General features: G+C 57.3%; 14 protein-coding genes and 1 pseudogene. 9 read left to right on the top strand and 6 right to left on the bottom strand.

What is annotated here, in order from left to right; all coding sequences use genetic code 11:
* Window positions 1–42 precede the first annotated feature (42 nt).
* The 5 genes and pseudogenes from ACVWZM_RS09335 to ACVWZM_RS09315 form a co-directional block, all read left to right on the top strand.
* Window positions 43–1,467, top strand: a complete 1,425-nt coding sequence (locus ACVWZM_RS09335) for an aspartate ammonia-lyase (protein WP_456852819.1) — start codon at window positions 43–45, stop codon at window positions 1,465–1,467.
* 1,108 nt (window positions 1,468–2,575) lie between these two features.
* Window positions 2,576–3,469, top strand: a complete 894-nt coding sequence (locus ACVWZM_RS09330; protein WP_456852817.1) for an amino acid ABC transporter substrate-binding protein — start codon at window positions 2,576–2,578, stop codon at window positions 3,467–3,469.
* 125 nt (window positions 3,470–3,594) lie between these two features.
* Entirely contained in the window at window positions 3,595–4,947 is a 1,353-nt protein-coding gene (locus ACVWZM_RS09325; protein ID WP_456852815.1) for an amidohydrolase family protein, read from the top strand.
* A gap of 589 nt (window positions 4,948–5,536) precedes the next feature.
* Window positions 5,537–6,028: an Lrp/AsnC family transcriptional regulator gene (locus ACVWZM_RS09320; RefSeq protein WP_253624639.1), complete on the top strand. Its 492-nt coding sequence runs from the start codon at window positions 5,537–5,539 to the stop codon at window positions 6,026–6,028.
* Between the two features lie 373 nt (window positions 6,029–6,401).
* Window positions 6,402–7,147 (top strand): annotated as a pseudogene (locus ACVWZM_RS09315) (IS3 family transposase); the annotation flags it as partial.
* 195 nt (window positions 7,148–7,342) lie between these two features.
* Here the strand turns inward: ACVWZM_RS09315 and ACVWZM_RS09310 are convergent.
* The 3 genes from ACVWZM_RS09310 to ACVWZM_RS09300 form a co-directional block, all read right to left on the bottom strand.
* Entirely contained in the window at window positions 7,343–7,909 is a 567-nt protein-coding gene (locus ACVWZM_RS09310) for a hypothetical protein (RefSeq protein WP_456852813.1), read from the bottom strand.
* A 309-nt stretch (window positions 7,910–8,218) separates the two neighbouring features.
* Window positions 8,219–8,503 (bottom strand): hypothetical protein, encoded by a 285-nt coding sequence (locus ACVWZM_RS09305; RefSeq protein ID WP_253624636.1) that lies wholly within the window; start codon window positions 8,501–8,503, stop codon window positions 8,219–8,221.
* A 217-nt stretch (window positions 8,504–8,720) separates the two neighbouring features.
* Window positions 8,721–9,668 (bottom strand): S1/P1 nuclease, encoded by a 948-nt coding sequence (locus ACVWZM_RS09300; protein ID WP_456852811.1) that lies wholly within the window; start codon window positions 9,666–9,668, stop codon window positions 8,721–8,723.
* 222 nt (window positions 9,669–9,890) lie between these two features.
* On the opposite strand from ACVWZM_RS09300, the gene ACVWZM_RS09295 reads away from it, so the two are divergent.
* Window positions 9,891–10,244, top strand: a complete 354-nt coding sequence (locus tag ACVWZM_RS09295; RefSeq protein ID WP_456852810.1) for a hypothetical protein — start codon at window positions 9,891–9,893, stop codon at window positions 10,242–10,244.
* A gap of 417 nt (window positions 10,245–10,661) precedes the next feature.
* On the opposite strand, the gene ACVWZM_RS09290 is transcribed toward ACVWZM_RS09295, so the two are convergent.
* From ACVWZM_RS09290 to ACVWZM_RS09280, 3 genes are read right to left on the bottom strand one after another with little or no spacing between them, the layout of a single operon-like run.
* Entirely contained in the window at window positions 10,662–11,246 is a 585-nt protein-coding gene (locus tag ACVWZM_RS09290; RefSeq protein ID WP_456852808.1) for an anthranilate synthase component II, read from the bottom strand.
* A complete protein-coding gene (pabB, locus tag ACVWZM_RS09285) occupies window positions 11,243–12,637 on the bottom strand; it encodes an aminodeoxychorismate synthase component I (RefSeq protein ID WP_456856662.1) in 1,395 nt (464 codons plus the stop codon). Before pabB ends, ACVWZM_RS09290 begins: the two co-directional genes overlap by 4 nt.
* Before the next feature lie 55 nt (window positions 12,638–12,692).
* Window positions 12,693–13,052, bottom strand: a complete 360-nt coding sequence (locus ACVWZM_RS09280; RefSeq protein WP_456852806.1) for a Dabb family protein — start codon at window positions 13,050–13,052, stop codon at window positions 12,693–12,695.
* Between the two features lie 980 nt (window positions 13,053–14,032).
* On the opposite strand from ACVWZM_RS09280, the gene ACVWZM_RS09275 reads away from it, so the two are divergent.
* The 3 genes from ACVWZM_RS09275 (at window position 14,033) to ACVWZM_RS09265 (ending at window position 18,154) form a co-directional block, all read left to right on the top strand.
* Window positions 14,033–14,668 (top strand): dethiobiotin synthase, encoded by a 636-nt coding sequence (locus ACVWZM_RS09275; RefSeq protein ID WP_456852804.1) that lies wholly within the window; start codon window positions 14,033–14,035, stop codon window positions 14,666–14,668.
* Window positions 14,669–15,054: 386 nt separating this feature from the next.
* Window positions 15,055–15,300, top strand: a complete 246-nt coding sequence (locus ACVWZM_RS09270; RefSeq protein WP_456852802.1) for a hypothetical protein — start codon at window positions 15,055–15,057, stop codon at window positions 15,298–15,300.
* 1,903 nt (window positions 15,301–17,203) lie between these two features.
* Window positions 17,204–18,154: a sensor histidine kinase gene (locus tag ACVWZM_RS09265; RefSeq protein ID WP_456852800.1), complete on the top strand. Its 951-nt coding sequence runs from the start codon at window positions 17,204–17,206 to the stop codon at window positions 18,152–18,154.
* The last annotated feature ends 353 nt before the right edge of the window (window positions 18,155–18,507 follow it).

Raw genomic sequence — 18,507 nt, 5'->3', positions numbered from 1 at the left:
CGGTCTTCCCTGAAATGCCAGCACAGAAAATGAGAGCTTGATATGACCAGCGCATCGCCAACAGAGCGCATCGAAAGCGATTCCCTCGGCCCGGCGAAGATCCCGCTCAAAGCCTACTATGGTCCGCAGACCGCGCGCGGGATCGCAAATTTTCCGATCTCAGGTATTCCGATTAGTCACTTTCCCATCTTCATAAAGGCGCTGGCATTCGTGAAGATGGCCGCAGCCAGGGCAAATGCGCGCCTCGGGGACCTTGAGAAAGATAAGGCCGATGTAATCTGCGCGGTTTGCGGCGAAATAGCGCGAGGAGTGTTGTGGAGAGAATTTCCGCTGGACGTCTTCCAGGGAGGGGCGGGAACGTCGACCAACATGAACATAAACGAGGTGATTGCAAATCGCGCTCTCGAAATCATGGGACTGCCGCGGGGGCGATACGACGTCGTCCACCCCAACAACGACGTCAACTTGTCGCAATCCACGAATGACGTCTATCCGACGGCAATCCGGCTTGCGATATTGCTGTCCCATGGGCAACTCCAGGCTGCCCTTGAGCGTCTGGCGACTGGCTTTGAGGAGAAGGCAACTAGCTTCAGCGAGGTGATAAAGCTCGGCCGAACGCAATTGCAGGATGCCGTCCCCATGACTTTGGGGCAGGAATTCCAAGCCTTTGCGACGACCCTTCGCGAGGACGTCGCTCGACTTGGAGAGATCGCCTCATTCTTCCAGGAGATCAATCTTGGAGGCACGGCGATCGGTACCGGCATCAACACTAACCCTGACTATCAGGCACTTGCCATTTCGGAGCTTTGCGAGATATCGGGTCTCCCGCTCGTTGCCGCCGGCAATCTGATAGAAGCATGTTGGGATACCGGAGCCTTCGTTTTGTTCTCCGGGATGCTCAAGCGCACCGCGACTAAGCTGTCGAAGATCTGCAACGACCTGAGGCTACTTTCTAGTGGCCCACGCGGAGGACTGAACGAAATCAATCTGCCACCGCTTCAGCCCGGCTCGTCCATCATGCCTGGGAAGGTCAATCCGGTGGTTCCGGAAGTCGTCAATCAGGTCGCATTCCAAATCATCGGCTACGATCTAACGATCACGCTTGCTGCGGAAGCCGGGCAGCTCCAATTGAACGCCATGGAGCCGGTGATAGCATACAATATTCTCCACTCTCTCGAACTGCTGATGAATGCGATCGAGGTATTACGCACGAAGTGCGTCGCCGGGATCACGCCAAACGTGCAAGTATGCCTTGGACACCTCGAGGCCAGCGCTGCGGTTGCGACAGCCCTCGCGCCGGCGATTGGTTATGAGCGTGCGGCGGAGCTGGCGAAAAAGGTGCTCATCTCGGGCAAGACAATCCGCGAAGTATTTGACGAGGAGCCGGGTCTTTCCCCGGATTTGATTGCCCAGACGGCCGATCCGCATCGACTTACCAGGCCAACGCGGACGCGACTGGCATCATAGGTTCCGATCAAGGCTCAAAGGACAAGTAGAGACGACGATATAGATCGTCGCTTTTTCAGAAATCTTTCAAAAGAGCAGAGCAGCAAGCCGGATCGATCCTTAGAATTGATCGACCTCGGCTACCCTCGACGACGCGCTCGTCAGATCATTCTGCTCCAGAGTCGGAGGAAACGCTTAAGCGACACGCCTACCGGCGGTGCGTGTTCCGCCAAGACGTAGCCAAAATGAAGATTGATGCCGGGCAATTCAAAGACCTCGAAGCATGCAAGCGGGGCAGTTCGGTACGAGCCGGCCGCGTGACACGCTCGTCGTCTGACCATCAAGCTCGGCGATCAGCATGTTGACGTCCTTGCTGACTTAGTCACCGCGTAGGCTGTGGCCGCTCTTTCTCTCGAGCCGTTCGACTTGGCGTTTGGGTGGAGACTGAGTTGCAAAACTCGACCGGTTGTCTCGCCAGCACACGACGAGGCGAGATGCCGTGCGATCGGGGTCCCGAAAGTGCCGACAACACCAATGAAAGCATTGCCAGTTCTACTCCCGGTTCGACCTGGACCGGTGTCCCATTCGGCTCGGTCCCGACCATCCCGTAGCCTTAGTCGGCGCCGCCTTGCTCTAAAACCACAAGCTTTGTGCTGGGGAAAGACGCTCTGACGCCCCGGCGATGGAGCAGATTGCGAACCATGAAAAACTTCGGGCAACCAAACTCTAAAAAATGCATATCGCCCGGATTTCGTGTTTTCCGATTGCGCATGGATCGCCGATGGGCGGGAGCGCCTTACACAAGCGGGGAGGGCGGCCCGTCGGGTTCACGACACTGCTCCAATAAATTCTCATATTTCGAAATCTAAATGTTCGCAAACTGACATTTTGTAGTGCCAAAAGGCTCGAGAGGCCTATCATTTAGCCATGGCTGAACGCTGCCCGGTTAATGTGCGGTGCGGAATGCGCGGATCGTACGCTGCCCCAGCTTCGGGAACTAGGCGTCTGCCGGCGGTTGGAAGCGGTCATCTTAGCGACGCCGGATCGCGCACGGATCGCCTGGGAGCGCACGCGCTGCCCAAGATCAAAAGCGCAAAAAGCGCGTTTCATATGAATCAGAGGAATTCCCATGGCTAAAATGTTTGCACTGCTTTCAGCGATCGCGATCACCGCAACTGCGATTTCCACGGCGCACGCGGGTCCAACGCTTGACAACATCAGATCGAAAAAGGTGATCACCATTGGTTATCGCGAGGCCTCGATTCCCTTTTCCTATCTCGGCGCTGATCAGAAGCCTGTTGGTTTTTCGCTCGACCTGTGCGCGCACGTCGTCGATCGTCTGAAAGTTGATCTTGGTACTCCGGACATTCAGACAAAGCTGACGCCCGTCAACTCGTCCAACCGGATTCCACTTATCCAGAACGGCACGATCGACATCGAGTGCGGCGGCACCGCCAGCAGTAAGCAGCGTCTAGAACAGGTCTCATTCAGTGTTGCCACCTTCGCCAGTCAAACGGCCTGGCTCGCAAAGGTGTCGAGCGGGCTCAAGACGCCGAAAGATCTGAAAGGGAAGACCGTTGTCGTAACTCAGGGTTCCGATGCTCTCGGCATTGCCAAAGGCATTTCGCAGCAGGACGATCTCAACCTGACCATCGCGCAAGCCAAAGACCATGCGGAATCATTGTTGCTACTCACGACCGGTCGTGTGGCAGCGTGGGTGGAAGCTGACATTCTCTTGGCCGGCATGAAGGCGGATTATGCGAAACCGGCCGACCTCATCTTTCTAAATGCTAACTATGGTACCATTTATTATTATGGCCTGATGTTCTCGAAGGATGATCCCGACTTCAAAAAGTTAGTCGACGACGTTCTCTCCAAACTCATGGCTTCCGGCGAGTTCACCAAAATCTACGACAAATGGTTCGTGGCTGCGATTCCGCCGAAAAACATCAATCTGAACTTCCCAATGACCGATGCGCTCAAGGAGCGCGTCGCACACCCCAGTGATGTGGTCAATTACTGAGCTTGACCGCGGCGAGCCGAAGCCGCCGCGGCGATAGGACGTCAACGTCAGACCTATCAGCATGGTCCAATGCTGGTTGTCGAATGCGAACGCAAGCAACTGTCGTCACCTAAAGGGAGCGCGAAATGACAAGCGGAGCGGCTGACTGGAAGTCGATGACAGACGTGGATCGACAAATCGCACAATGGGTCGAGCAGACGCCATTTGTCGACACCCATGAACACCTGATCGAGGAAAGTCAGCGCCTTTCCGGAGCGATCCATCAACGAACATTGCCATGCAACGACTGGGCCTATCTGTTCAGATCCTATGCTGCCGAGGATCTGGTAGTTGCAGGCCTGCCAGCGAGCGACCTTCGAGGGTTTCTCGGGCCGGACCTTACGAGCGAAGAAAAATATCGATTGATCGCGCCCTATTGGGAAAGGATCCGCCACACCGGCTACGCCCAGGCGCTGCGCCATACGTTTCGTGGCGTTTACGGTGAAGAGGACCTGACGGATGAAAGCCTCCCCCGCATCGCCGAGAAATACCATCAAACCGTACAGCCGGGTTTCTACGCACGGATTCTGGAGCTGGCAAACATCAAAGGCTGTCACGTCAATTCGCTCCAGCGTATCTTTATGGAGACCGAGCAGCCAGGACTGCTCGACCACGACATAAGCATTCTTCAAATGTGCCGATGTAGTGCTGCTGATTTTGCGTGGGTGGAAGCCGAAACGGGCAGGCGCCCGACCACGCTCGATGAATGGCTCGATGTTATTGACTTTTATTTTGCAACATACGGCGCCAAAGCCGTGGCCGTAAAATCGCAAATCGCCTATTCGCGCGCCCTCGATTTCGAGCCGGTCACCAAGGCGCATGCCGCAAGACTATTCCCCCACCATGCCGACAGGGTAGGCGCTTTGCACGCTCTGGGTCCTGAGGACCTCAAGGCGCTGCAAGACTATCTATTCCGCTATTGCGTCGGCAAGGCTGGCGAGTACGGCTTGCCTGTCAAACTCCACACCGGCGTTTTGGCTGGCTACGGCGTGATGCAACTCGCCCGTACTCGCAGCAATGCCGCAGATGTCTGCCGTCTGCTGCAGGATTTTCCTGAAACCCGATTCGTGCTCATGCATATTGGCTACCCATACGAGCACGAGTTTATCGCGCTGGCCAAACATTATCCTAATGCGGCGATCGACATGTGCTGGGCATGGATCATCAATCCGGTGGCGGGCGTTCGTTTCTTGAAGGAGTTCTTGATGGCGGTTCCGTCCAACAAGATCTTCACCTTCGGCGGCGACTATGTCGCTGTCGAGCCAATTTATGGCCATGCGTGCGTTGCGCGCCGTGGAATCGCACAAGCCATCTCGCAATTGGTCGCCGAAGGCTGGATCGCGCTCGAGGACACCCGTGGCCTCATTGACCGGATCATGCGCGGCAACGCGCTTCAGTTCTTTCAGAATGCGCATCGGGAGGATACCACGCAGCGGTGAGCGGCGGCCAACCGCTTTGAAAAAGCTTGTCGACGTGCATGAACGTCAATGATCGAAGGTGATTGGTGCACCCGGATATCGAGCATGATCAACTGGCCTGTGCCACTCTCTCGTGATTGGCGTGTCAATGCGCGGCTAATTGGGCGAGTAAAGAGGGCGGAGCCGACACTCATCGATCATGCGCGGCGACCAATTGAAGCGCTGCCGCTCGACTTCAAAGTGCCACGACCCGGCGATCGTTAATCGATGGCGAATCCGTCAACCGCGAACTTGGCCTGGCTCATTTCTGGCGAAGTGGGTGCAGCAGTGCCCGAAAGGAGTCGCAGTGCACCGTGCGAACGGCATCGGGGAAGTCCTGCATGTGCATAGAAATCAGTTCGAGCTCGAGCGGAAATGGGGCTCGAATAGCCGAGACGATCGAAACGCGGGCGTGTTTTGACGAGTGCCCGCCGAAAGCCGGTAGTTTCCCGAGCTTGATCGATCAAGGGAGCGCTGAACATCTTCTATATCCTCATGCCTTTGGGCGCTTCTCGTCGCCCGCGCGTGGATCTGTCGGAGAATTTCATCTTAGGCTTGGAGCTGGTATGCAATGCGATATGATCGGATAGACGCTCGCATCCTCGAACTCGTGCAGAAGAACAATCGCCTGACCTCCGAGGTGATCGGCGAAATAGCGGGGCTTTCTGCTACAGCGTGCCAACGCCGCTTGAAGAGGCTGCGCTCGGAAGGCATCATTGAGGCGGATATCTCGATCGTTTCGCCGAAGGCCATTGGTAGACCCATCCAAATGCTTGTACTGGTGACTATGGAGCGGGAGCGTTCTGATATCATTGACAGGTTCAAGAAGGCCATCAAGTCTTCAGTCGAAGTCGTCAATGGCTTCTACGTCACCGGTGATGCTGACTTTATCCTATACGTTACCGCACGTACCATGGAGGACTACGAGCAATTCACCAGACGGTTCTTTTACGAGATGCCGGACATCAAATGCTTCAAGACGCTGGTCGTCTTGGATCGGGTAAAGGCTGGCTTCGCTGTTCCCGTTGAGGTGCCTCCCTGTGATACACTAACCAATCGTTGATCTGGTATCTCGACCAGCAGATCCACTAGGTGCTGCGCACTGAAGTGCGCCGGCCATTCTCTAGTCAACTGACTTATACTTGAGTGAAGCCGGAGCCTGACGCAGGCGCATCTGTTGTTCCAGCTGGTCAGCCGGCGTCATGAAACCGGCGCAATGCTGATCGCGTGAACCGCAGCGTTGACGAATCCGGCACCATGTCCACTGATCCGAGGTCGTCATTTGCATTCGGGTGATCCTGAAGCAGCTGTTGCACCACGGCTACGCGCTGATTGTCCGCGGCGACAGCGACCGGCTCTGCGCCAAACCAAAGAACAGCCTCATCGGGAGCCCGCCGCTGATGATCATCCGGTCGGCTCCGCCTCCTCCGTCACCTCGCCGGCGGTTCGGCTACCGTCGGCTGTTCATTCTGCTGCGACGAGAGGGCGAGCCATCAGGGCTCAACCGCATTCACCGGATCTATCGGGAAGAAGGACTGACAGTCCGCAAGCGGCGGGCTCGCCGCAAGGCCTTGGGGTGCCGGGCGCCGATCCTGGTGGAGGCGAAGCCGAATGCGCGCTGGTCGCTGGACTTCGTCCACGACCAGTTCGCCGACGGGCTCGCTTCCGCATCCTCAACATCGTCGACGATGTCACCAAGGAATGTCTGGGCGCCATTCCTGACACATCGATCTCGGGCCGGCGTGTGGCGCGGGAACTGACGACGGTTGTCGCGCGGCGCGGCAAACCCGGCCTGATCGTCTCCGATCACCGAACTCACCTGTAACGCCATGCTGGCCTGGTGCAAGGAAACCGGCATCGACTGGCACTTCATCGCACCGGGCAAACCAATGCAGAACGGCTTCGTCGAGAGCTTTAACGGCCGGATGCGCGACGAGCTCCTGAACGAGACGCTGTTCTTCGGTCTCGACGATGCCAGGGCCAAACTCGCGGCATGGGTCGCCGACTACAATGGCGAACGCCCCCATTCCTCGCTGCAATACCTCACGCCCGCGGCCTACGCCGCCTCTCTCACCGCAACGGGCGCTCGCTGCGCAACCCCGACCAGCTCCGCCGATCGCCCGTTGCTTCCACCGCGCCGCAAGGCGTACAACCCCCCGAGACTCTAACTGCCGCTGGATGAAAAATTCAGGGGCAGGTCAATCATAGCGCGGCGCCAAGGTCCTGCGTTGGGGTTGCGTGGGGCTTTCCTCATTTCGGAGGAGGGCGAACACCATGATGCTTTGCAATGTTCCTGGTCTTTTTGGCGGTCTTCTTTATTGCCGACTTTTTGGCCTTCTTTGCTTTCTTGGCTTTCTTCGCCAATGCCAACTCCTGATTAAGATTTGAAGCAGCTCAAAGACCTTTGCCACCAACTACGTGGCTCACTTTCAAGTCGATATTCATAGCCCTCGCGCGCGATCAGGTGTCTGAGCAAGCGGTGGCAGAACGGCACGTAAAGTCTGTTTCCATTCCGAATTTCAGGATCGCTATAAGTGGCATCCAGCGCAGCATTATAGGCGAGAGCGTCTAACGCTCGCATAGGCATAGGCTCTTCGCCAGCGATCGTCTGAAGCTTAGACCTCCATCTCGCCGCCTCTGGCGTAGGTTCAAGCTCAATTTCTGCAAGAATCTCTTGATACTTGCGCCGCAGAAACTCGTGGGTTCGTGCTTTCGAGCCGAAATCGAACGTAAGCTGCGAGGTGGCGAAAACCAAAACGCCGAATTCAAGCCAAAGCTCCCTGAAATGAAAGAGCTCCGAGACTTTTCCTGCGACGCCGGCTCCGAAGACGATGACTAGAAAGTTCAGTATGCGATTGAGAGTGTCATAATATTCGCGACGCGAAGCGTGGTAGATCGAGTTCCGTAGCGCATCAAATTTCGGGGCACTGATTTCCTCGACCATGCTCGCGGCTCAATCCCGCTTTGGCGGCGGGCTTGGCGAAGGCACGGACGGAGCAGGGCGAACCGGCGCATGAACGTCAGGACTTGGCCGCGATGGGGAAGGAGATGGCCTGCTTGGAGCTGGCGCAACTCCCTGGTGCCTGGTGCCTTCGTTTTCTTTGTTCATTCCACTAGCCCTTTCTCTATCCCGAACGCTCAGCTGGTGAGACAAAAATGATCATCGCAAATAGCAAGTAGACTTCTGCTTACTGAATCTCGTGGGATGCAGATGTGCCCGCGCTTCATTGCCTAAGCAGGAGGTGACACGGGCTCAATAGCGCGGCGTGCGATGGCCAGTGGCGCCGGTGTAGGGGTTGACGTTGCCGCTGGTGCCGTAGTTGTCGCGCTGGGTGCCGTTGGGGTTCGTCGCTTGGTAGGGCTGCACGTACGTGCCATTGCTGCGCGTATAGCCCGACACACCATGGCTGTTTGGATTTGAACCGGTGCCGCCGAGGTACTGCGCTTGGGCGGCTGTGGTTGCCAGCAGCAAGGCCGTGGCAAGTACGATCTGCTTCATTTTGAGTCCCTGGATTTTATTGACGCCGCCATAGAGCATGACAGGGTCCTGTGATGCAACTGGGGGTTATTACGGGGGCGCCGCGCCACTACTAAGGTAAGGGGTGCTGGAAAGCGGTATTCAGAGCTTGGCCTTCGATCCGGCCGCCCTGCCAAGGCCTGCGGGTCATGCAGAGGCAAGGAAAAGGCTGCGGACGCGAAAAATCTGGGCTGATCTCCTCCTCCAAATTATCGTCTGCAGCAATTTGGCAAAAAATCTACTTGAGCGCCGTTTCGATCAGGTTGGCTAGTCGGGCCGCGGCAAGTGCAGCCCTCGCGCGGGCCAGGTTTTTGGCGCTCGTCTCATAGTCGCGTGTCAGAAGGACAGGATTCTTTCCAGTGCTGATCGGCGGAGCGTAGGCGTATTGCTTGGCGAGGTCCGCGCTTTCCTGAGCCCAGACGGCGGGATCGTCAATCTGCGCCTCAACCTGGTTGACACCGACGCTCGATAGCCCGTCCTTATCGTCGGCGTCGAAAATGGCGCCATGGGGCGAGGAGTAACCGCCGAAGATCGCGTCCCAGTAGGCGTGCAGCGCCATGCTGGATCCACTCGCCGGTATCACAGATTCCGCATTGCCGCCGGAATCTCCGTCGGGGATCTCATGCGTGTAGCGGGCGCTCGCGTGCAACGGCTGATGGGCATCGCCGACGAGATGAAGGATCCAGACAAGGTCATATGAGCGCACATCGTCGGGTGCGCCCGAGGACGCCGGCAGCGCAGCGATCATCAGCTTGAGCTGGGTGACGAAATCGACTGGGGCCGCGGCGGCCAATGGCGTGCCGTCGGGTGTGAAGTCGATGTCCTTGAAATGCCAATAGGCATGTTGGTTGTGATCCGAGTAGCCGATGTTCTGGCCGGCCGTTGGGCTGGTGACCGCATCGCGCGTATAGCCGTACTCCTTGGTCTTGATGTCGTCAGCCCAAGTCGCGGCATGGATGAAAGCGTACATCTTCGCCGTTTTATCGTCGGCGGTGCCGGAGGTCCACTTCGCATAATCCTTGTTGAGCTTCAGCAAGGCGTCGGCCTTGTCGCGGACAGGATCGGAGAGGCGCTTATACGCCAAATAAGCGATCTGCATGTGCCCTTCGTCCCACCACGCGCGGGCCGGGGATGCCGCGACGCCGAGAGCCAAGGCCAGAACGCTGTTCAAAACCATGCGGCGCATAGGTGGGTCTCCAGCTCGTTGTTACCTGAGGTTGCACCAACTCGGGTAAGTTTACCAGTGCTCTGTGACGCGCCGATGGATGCGTACCTATGGATAGGGACCTGGTGAAGAAGGCTCCGTAATGTCGACGCCGGGCGGGACGCAGAGGTACCGCTCGTTGTCAGGTGGGCGATGTCCAATGGCGAATCGCGCCCAGTGTGGAGCGTGCACAGGAAGTGCGATATGCGAGCCAACTTCGCCCCGCTGCGTTCCAAGGCGGCAAAGATTGAGCTAGCACAGCCCGCAGAAGCATTCATGCCGATATCAACTCTGATTTTCCGCACTGCGATTCAGTTCACGATTAATGCGATCCTTGGCCCGACGGATTGCAAGAAGCTGCAATCGCGTTCGGGTTTTGCCGCTGATCGTCTTGCCGCCCATCTCGAAACTGTAGCGCCATTCGCCTGCCGACGCTTCTCGAATGCTGAACTGCACGCCTCTGTGTTGCATCGTTCTTTCAGCCTCATCACCGCCGTTTGCGCCAGTTCGTTACCGCGTCGGCCCGGGTGCAGATTGATCTTGATTCCTCGAGCATAATGACGCTGACCCACCTGTAAGAGAGCCGCCGATCCTGATGGGACCGGCGGCCAAGTCAAGGGAGGAAACGCCCGTAAGGGCAGCGGTAGCGAGACTACCGCAAGGCACCGCCAAGCTCTTGGCGGATCTCAAGAAAGCATCTTTGCGTTTAGGCCAGAGGGTGTTTTCCGCCTATTGACCCAATGCAGCTGATGCGAAGAGAACTACGCGTTGCGGGCTTGAAGTAATTCAATGGAGGCGGCACTAAAAGAAAAAATTGAGTACGCAGCGTACAAAGCGAGCTGTTTCCTGCTGTCTGTTACAATCTTGATCAGGCCGGAGCTCTCGCGCACCACGTTGCGCTGAGCTGGAGTCGCGCCGCAGCTTGTCATTTCCGTCTGCGGACAAGATTGCCAGGAGCGCGAGGACGTCTCAGCTTCACGATTGGAAACTCTCCGCCAATCGCAAGAAGTTCATAAGGAGCGAGTGACCTTGCTCAGTAAGGACCGACTCCGGGTGAAATTGTACGCCGTAGGTAGGTTGATGCCGATGTGTCAAGGCCATGATCTCGCCTTCATCTGAATGGGCCGTCGCCATGAGATCAGGTGCATCTGACAGATCGAGTTCGACCGCAAGAGAATGGTAGCGCCCGACCCAAAGTGGTGACGGAAGTGCCAAAAACAACCCACGACCGTCATGCGTTATGCGTGATGCGCGGCCGTGCATGGGGCGACGTGCACGCACCACGCGCCCGCCGAAAACGCTTCCGATACACTGGTGCCCAAGACAGATGCCAAGAATCGGGATGCGACCCGAAAGCTCGCGGACAACGGCAGTGGATATACCAGCCTCCATCGGCGTGCAGGGTCCGGGAGATATGACGATTGCACGCGGCTGCAGCCCAACAAGATCGGTCACGCCGATCGCGTCATTGCGAACGACTTTCGTCTCTGCACCAATCTTGCGGAAATAGCGCGCAATGTTAAACACGAAGGAATCGTAATTATCGATGATGACAATCAAGATGCACCAGATGGATCGGACCCAAAGGCCTCAAACAGCCGTTTTGCCTTGGTAAGTGTCTCCTCATACTCGGCTTCAGGATTCGACATCGCTGTTATTCCGCCGCCTGCGTGAAATACAGCCAGATCACCCTCGATCACGACGGTGCGGATCGCAATGTTCGTGTCCATGTGTCCATTGAATCCGATGAAGCCGATGGCCCCGCAATAGATCTCTCGCGTCACTTTTTCGATGTCCGCAATGATCTGCATTGCTCGCACCTTTGGAACGCCAGTGACGGAACCGCCGGGAAAGCAGGCGCGAAGTAGACTGACGGCATCTTGATCTGCGGCAAGTGCGCCGCTGACTGCCGACACGAGATGGTGCACTGAGGCGTAGGTCTCGAGATTGCATAGGGCTGAAACGTCGACCGAATTGTCTGTACAAACGCGTGACAGATCGTTGCGCAGCAGGTCGACGACCATAATGTTCTCGGCGCGATTCTTTTCGGAGGCAAGGAGGAGTTCAGCGCGGCGCACATCTTCCGAACAATCAGCTGAGCGCGCGATTGTGCCCTTGATCGGGCGTGTTTCGACCTGGCGTCCGTCAAGTCTCAGAAATCGCTCAGGAGAGCTCGAGGCGATCGTCAGCCTGTCATAACGCAGGAGGGCTGCAAACGGGGCTGGGTTTAATGAACGGAGCTGGCAATAAAAGGTGAGCGGATCGAACAGGGGCGACAATTTGGCACCGAACCGTTGCGCGATGTTCGCCTGGAATATATCTCCAGCCAGGATCAAATCGATGACCCGCTGGACCGCCGCCATGAAGCCTTCACGGCTAAAGTTCGAATGCCATCGCCCCGCGGTGCCAGGGATTATGATCCGCGCTGGCCTTGGCCTGGCAAGCAGTGCTGCAAACTCGTCGGCGCGACGACGCGCGTGTTCGGCTCGTCGCGTGGAGTCCTGCTCCGGCCATCCGGTCGAGACAATCCAGCACCTATGGTTTCGATGATCGAAGCTGACCACCACATCGTAAAAATGCAGTATTGACTGGGGCACTCCGAGACCAAGATCCGACGGCGATGGCAGCCGCTCCAGTGTGCGGTTGAGATCGTAAGCAAGGAAGCCTGCTGCGCCGCCCTGGAATGGGGGTAGATCGGAGCAATGGTCTTGTTTGTATCTGGCAAGGAGGTCGCGGAGGGCTTGCCAGGGGGCGCCTATGAGAGCCTTTCCATTCCAACTTGCCTGTCCGTCGGCGACCAAATAGGTGCCGAACGGCTCGCAGGTCAAATATGAGTAACGTCCAAGCAACTCATGCTCTGCCGCGCTATCGAGAAAGGTAAGCTGCGGCTGCTGCGCAACGCATCGCAAGGCCGTGACAGGCTCGATCCACGGCAGCTCGCGGACGTGCATAGGCTTTCCGCTACTGGCGACCGGCAGTTGCCCGCGCCTGCAGCTGATCATTAAGCTACTCGCGGCCAACTGGTCCATGGCTCCGAGCGACCTGCCTTAGCCCCCTTGTTCCAGCGAAATGCACATCTGTTGACAGCTCGTAGTCAGCTGCAAACCTTAGCTCCCGGAGTGGCCTGACGCGCTGGATCGCTTCTCGATAAAGATTGTGCGTTTTGTACGCAGCGAGGTCCGCCTCACTGTCGAATTCACCATACACCACGACATCGATGTCGTTGCCAAGTTGATCGCTCTTGCGGTTGCGGGCAATCTCGAGCCGGCGTGCACATGGAATCGAGGTGAGAACCGAGAGACCTTCGATGATTTGGTCCATATCGGCTCTATCCTTCGCTGTGAAGAAGACGATGTGACGGATCATGGTGACCGTAAACGTGACGCCGCAACTTGGCCGCGTTCTTATATCGGGATGTAGCTCGACGCAATGCTGGACAGTCCCGCCATCCGAGCGGCCCGAAATTGCACGATGCCGCGACGTTGCAGTACGAATTCGTACAATTTGCTTGAGCGGATGTGAGAGTTGTCCGTTTCCCGATGGTCCGAATGTGGCGCACAAAAGGTTAAGGCGTGATCGACGTGGCGTGCTCTGATCGCTTTTAAAAGCCCTGCCTACGACAAAAAATTCGGGATCTTACCGGGCTTGTCTTCTTCGATTGGGGGCAATGCTTGCCAGACGACTGAAGTCGGCGTGTTATTTGGCGATCACAGTGATCGATGAAGCGAAATCGGCCCACCGGTTCGTACCTCGGTAGACACTCCCCGCGCGCAAGTCCAAACGCGAAGATTGCCCTGATCGCAGCTGATAAGCGTCGAGGCTACTTTCCGGCAAGGCGATTTAGCGTGCTATTTCAATGCGAAGAATCAAGCGAAGTCAGTCACCAATCGTACAGCTTCCGTTCGAAGCGTACCGTTCTGTATCGATTAGGATACATCCTGCCGCAGCTGAACGCGGCTGTCCGATCCGGACCGTATTTGTGCGCCGATAGCAATCTTAACCTGTCACAAGGCACAAAGCGCAACTCTGGGAAGCGGCAGTCATCCGCGGCGACCTTCTAGCATTCAACACAACATTGGCATCCCGTAGCCGTTTTAAGTTTGGAGCGATGAGCCGTGATCGCGACAGGTATCTTGCATGAATTGTGCAGCTATCTGGCATGAATTGTGGATACACGGCCCGTTTGAATTGCTGAGCAGCGTTTGCCTCGAACCGGGAGGCGAGGGCACTGAGCGTCAATCATTCTCGCAAGAGCAAGGCGGTTCCGTCGGCTGGAGCCGGTTTTGCGCCGTTACTGCATATAATGGAGGTTGGTGCGTACAATGCTGGGCAAGAGGACAAGCTTGATGAGCCAGCAGCAGGTAGTGGTGACAGGTACAGGCGCCGGCGTCGGAAAAACGGTGTTCTGCGCAGGACTCGTCGGTCTCCTCGGGGCGAAATACTGGAAACCAATTCAAGCTGGCCTTGAAGGAGAAACGGACACCGAGCGCGTCGCTCGGCTTGCCAATCTTGCGTCGGATCGCATCGTGCCTGAGCGTTACCGACTGCAGACGGCCGCTTGGCCCCACTGTTCCGTGGAGACTGACGAGGTTCACATCAGCGCGGACTCGCTTGATGTGCCCGACACTGGAGGACAGCCGCTCGTGATCGAGGGGACCGGCGGGCTCATGGAGCCGCTCAATTGCGGCTCGCTCTATATTGATGTCTTGGAGAAATGGCGCCTTCCTGTCGTGCTCTGCGCGAGCACAACTTTGGGCGCGATCAATTGTTCACTGCTGTCCATAGACGCGCTCCGGCGACGCCAGATCGACATTCTTGGAATCGCTTTCGTTGGCGAAAAGAATTCGGATGCTGTGAGAGCAATTTGCGAAATCGGACGGGTGCGGTGGTTAGGGCGATTGCCCTGGATTGCGCCTCTGTCGGCAGACACGCTGCAAGCCGCATTCAAAGCATCCTTTTGGCCGGATGATTTCAAGCCATGACGCTAAAGAAGAAGGCGTTAAGGGGGTGATCAGGCAAAGGTCGGAATCGAGACACATCTTGCTAGGGGCACGTGACCTAATGCATCAGGTATAGGTCTCGAGCCGAATGTCTAAGGTCACGCTGACGGCTAGCATCGGGTCGGCTTTCGGTTGAAGCCGTGAAGGGTTTTGGCGATCTCCCGGACTTTATCCAATCGTGCCTTTGCGACTTCCATCGCTCCGAGCACTCCGCCAGGGAGAGACGGTTAAGGGCTCTCAAAGCTCTATTGAACGGATGCGAAGATCCCGGCGGTCTTGCCGCGTTTGACGCGCTCGCTTCCCAGAGGTTGCCCTCCCCGCGGGAGGCGGCCCGCTCGAAGCTCGCAGGCGGCTTTGCAGAAGGCAGCTTGACCCTGGTCGACGTCCACTCACGTGGTGGCGGATTGTTGCGCTTGCGCTACCACTTCGACCCCGAGCAGGGTTGCTTCGTGATTGGCATCGAGACAACCGGCGCCTGGTCGAACGGCGACAGCATCAGCGAGATCGGTGCCGTGAAGGTCCGCAATCATGAGGCCGTCGGCCGCTGCGGGCGACGTCACTCGGTCTCGTGCGTGCGGCGCGATTTGTACCGGCAATGCTCAGCGCATTTATAGATTCCCGATCGGGAAAATAAGCCCCGTGACCAGTCCTGATGGTGGATGGATTTACCGCTCAGTAAAATTTTGGCCCTGGCCAACTGGTTCCCACTTAGATTTTCCCGCTCGGGAAATACGCATTGAAAAGCTTGGCTTGCTTGCGAGATATTCCCGCTTGGAAATTGATATGGCTATCACAACAGCATCGGAACTGGGCGAAGCCATTAGGAACCGACGCAGATCGCTTGGGCTACGGCAACAGGACCTAGCGCTCGCGGCGAACGTCGGCGTGCGGTTTATCGTCGACATCGAGAACGGCAAGGAACAAGGAAACCAGTCAAGTGGGGGCTCGTCCTTCGGCTGCTCAGCTGAAGAACATTGCACGGCTGGTGCGCGGGCCTATCGCGTCGTTCATTCCCCTCAATCGAACGCTCAACCCCAAGGGCTCAGAGTCGACACTTGATCGAACCATCGATCAATGCCTGCCTTATTTGTTCGGCCCGTTCCTTGGACAGCTTCTCGGCCAAGCTATGATCCTTTAAAAGAGCCGGCCCCTTGCGTTCTCGATCGTAAACCATCCAGCCAGCGGTCCCCATTCGAACGAGGAACCTGGGCTGTTGCGGTGGTAATTCCCGGTTCAATACTTCCTCCTTTATTGGCCTGCCACCTGCAAATCTCTGTTCCAGGGAAAAACGATACTCGTGTCAAGAAAACACGATCCGCGCTTTATTCCAGAACCGGGACACTGAAATTCCCCGCAACGAACGTACTGCACGGCCCGTGCCAGTGGCCGAGTCATCTTTCGAAAGCGCGTCCGTGGCATCCGAATCGATGCGGTGGGCATGCAAACACTCGCAAAATTGATCACCTCGTCCGATTCCAGCCAGCCCAACTCCGGTCGCCGTCGCTATGCTAGGTCGACAGAGGCGGCCCGGTGTTGACCGGATCGGCACGGAAGGTTTGCACGATCAGCTAGGCGAGGATTATCGCTCCGATCCTCAACTTAGATCGGCAGGAGGTTTGAAACGCCTTGCCCGTTGGCGTCAGCGAGCCTTGGTATGACTTGTATCGACATCAAGTGCGCGTGAGATGTGAGGCCGTTCACACGTGATGATCGAGAGATGACCTAGATGGACCTAGCAGCTCCGGTCTCGGACACCATGATGTCATTATTCAGTGGCGAAAGCTGGTCGGGAACAGCCATAGCGTCGGGGCTCGGCGTTCTCATTGTCGTAGCGCTTGTCTTTGCGCTCGTTCGTTATTTGGAGTGGTCCTCGAACACTAATCTGACGGAATTCATCAACCAGACCGAGGTCGCGGCGGCTACCTCAACTCCGATCCTACCGCTCAACCGACAAACGGCTTGCGAGCACGGCAAGAAGTCGCCTTGGGTACTTTCCGTACCTCTCGAATGAAGCCGTCGAAGCGACCTGCGCCAATCAACCGTCAAGAAGGCACGTCTTCGGGCTCAAATACAGCGTGCCGGCGGCACGATTGCCTATCCGCGGACGACTAAAGGCCGCAGGATACTATGGAAAGGGAGCCGCGGAACCGGGCTTATCGTCGTGCTGCGTGCGCGGCTCTGATGCTGACGGACGTCGGCGAACTCGGTCGACCGCCCGAGCTGCCAACGAGAAAGTAAGCGGGCTAGCTCGGGACCGCGATTTGCGAAAAGCGCCGCTCGTCCTGAACCGAGCTCCGGGCGATGAGGAGGAGCTCACTCAGCCATATGGGACCAGGCTCCGGATCCGCAATCGAGCGCGCGGCCGGCGCATGCTCCTGCGCTCCGACGAGCGCTGTTGAGTTACAAAGTGGTAGGACGAAGTCCTCGCATGGGTGAGGCTCCGATTGCCCTTGCCATGTTGTGGGGCGGGTGGGCAAATTAATGGCTACTGAATTTTAATCGCGCGGCTTGAATTCCATGAACAGGCTCTACCCGCTAGTTCTGGAGCACCGGCTTCCGAGCCTGGTTCGGTACTGTATCTCGGCGTGCATTATGGTGGTGTGCGCGGTCCTGCAGATCGCGCTTCAGATGGAGACCGGGGCGCCGGGATACTTCCTGCTACTCCCCGGCGTGTTTTTGTCGGGCCTAATTTTTGATCGCGGGTCCGGAATATTCGCGGCGATCATCGCGATCGCCGTGGGCGCCTACGTCACCTACGCGGGCCACTTCGCCATTGATTTCCTTGCACCGAATGCGCTCTTTGTTATCACGGCCGCCGGGACAGCCACCATAGCCGAATTCCAGCGAGCCGAACTCCGGCGGGTCATGCTGGCGGACAAGACGAAGACTGTGCTGCTGCAGGAGATGGCGCACCGGACGAAAAACAATCTTGCTATTCTCGGCGGCATGATCCGGCTTGAGGCAAGGCACGGCGGGCCGGAGGTCGCAGCTGCGCTAGAGGCCACAGCGCGCAGAGTGCAAGTGATGGCCGAGGTCTACGATCATCTCTTGCTGAAGGAGGACTCGCGCTCGGTGAACATGCGCGACTTCCTGAATGACGTTGTCGAAAAGGTCTTCCATTCCTTGGCTCCGTCCGGGCCGGTCGCCTTCCAGGTGGTTTGCGACGATATCGACCTGCCGAACAATCACGCGCTCGCGATAGGCATGATTACGAACGAGCTCGTCACGAACTCACTGAAATACGCCTTTCCCGCCGACAGTCCGGGCCATATCGTGGTCTCGTTATCTAAAGGGGACGGCATCGAGTTGTCGACCTCAGACAATGGCGTCGGCCTCCGAGAGGGAGCGCAGTCGGGCGGGCTGGGCTCCCGAATCGTGCTTCTGCTCACCGAGCAGCTCGAAGGCGAAATCACATACGAACAGCTGAATCCGGGTTTGCTCGTTCGGGTGCGAGCCCATCCTCGGTAGTCTTTGTTGTTGGTTGTTGGCAAATGGTCACCTGAAGCAATCCGGTCGTCGGCGTACTCGGATGCATAGCGAAAACTGTTTGCCGTGCACAGCGGAAACCCAGATGTCGACGGTCGCAAAGCTCGTTGCGCGAAATCAGGCGCTCAGACAGCGCTGACGCTTTTCGATGCCGACGACTTCCCGAAGGACGAGTAGTTCGACCAGAGTCATAGAGTCGTCAATCATCCGCCAACGAAAGGCGCGCGGCTGCGACGACCTCGTTACGCGCATCGGCTTCTCCCTACACGAAGCGGCCACTCTGTGAGTTCGAGCGCCGCGAACGTCCTGCGTGGAGAGGACGATTGACCTCCGGA

It is taken from the genome of Bradyrhizobium sp. USDA 4501 (assembly GCF_054062115.1).
The sequence above is the reverse complement of the archived record's forward strand: the minus strand, read 5'-3'. Positions and strand labels throughout refer to the sequence as shown.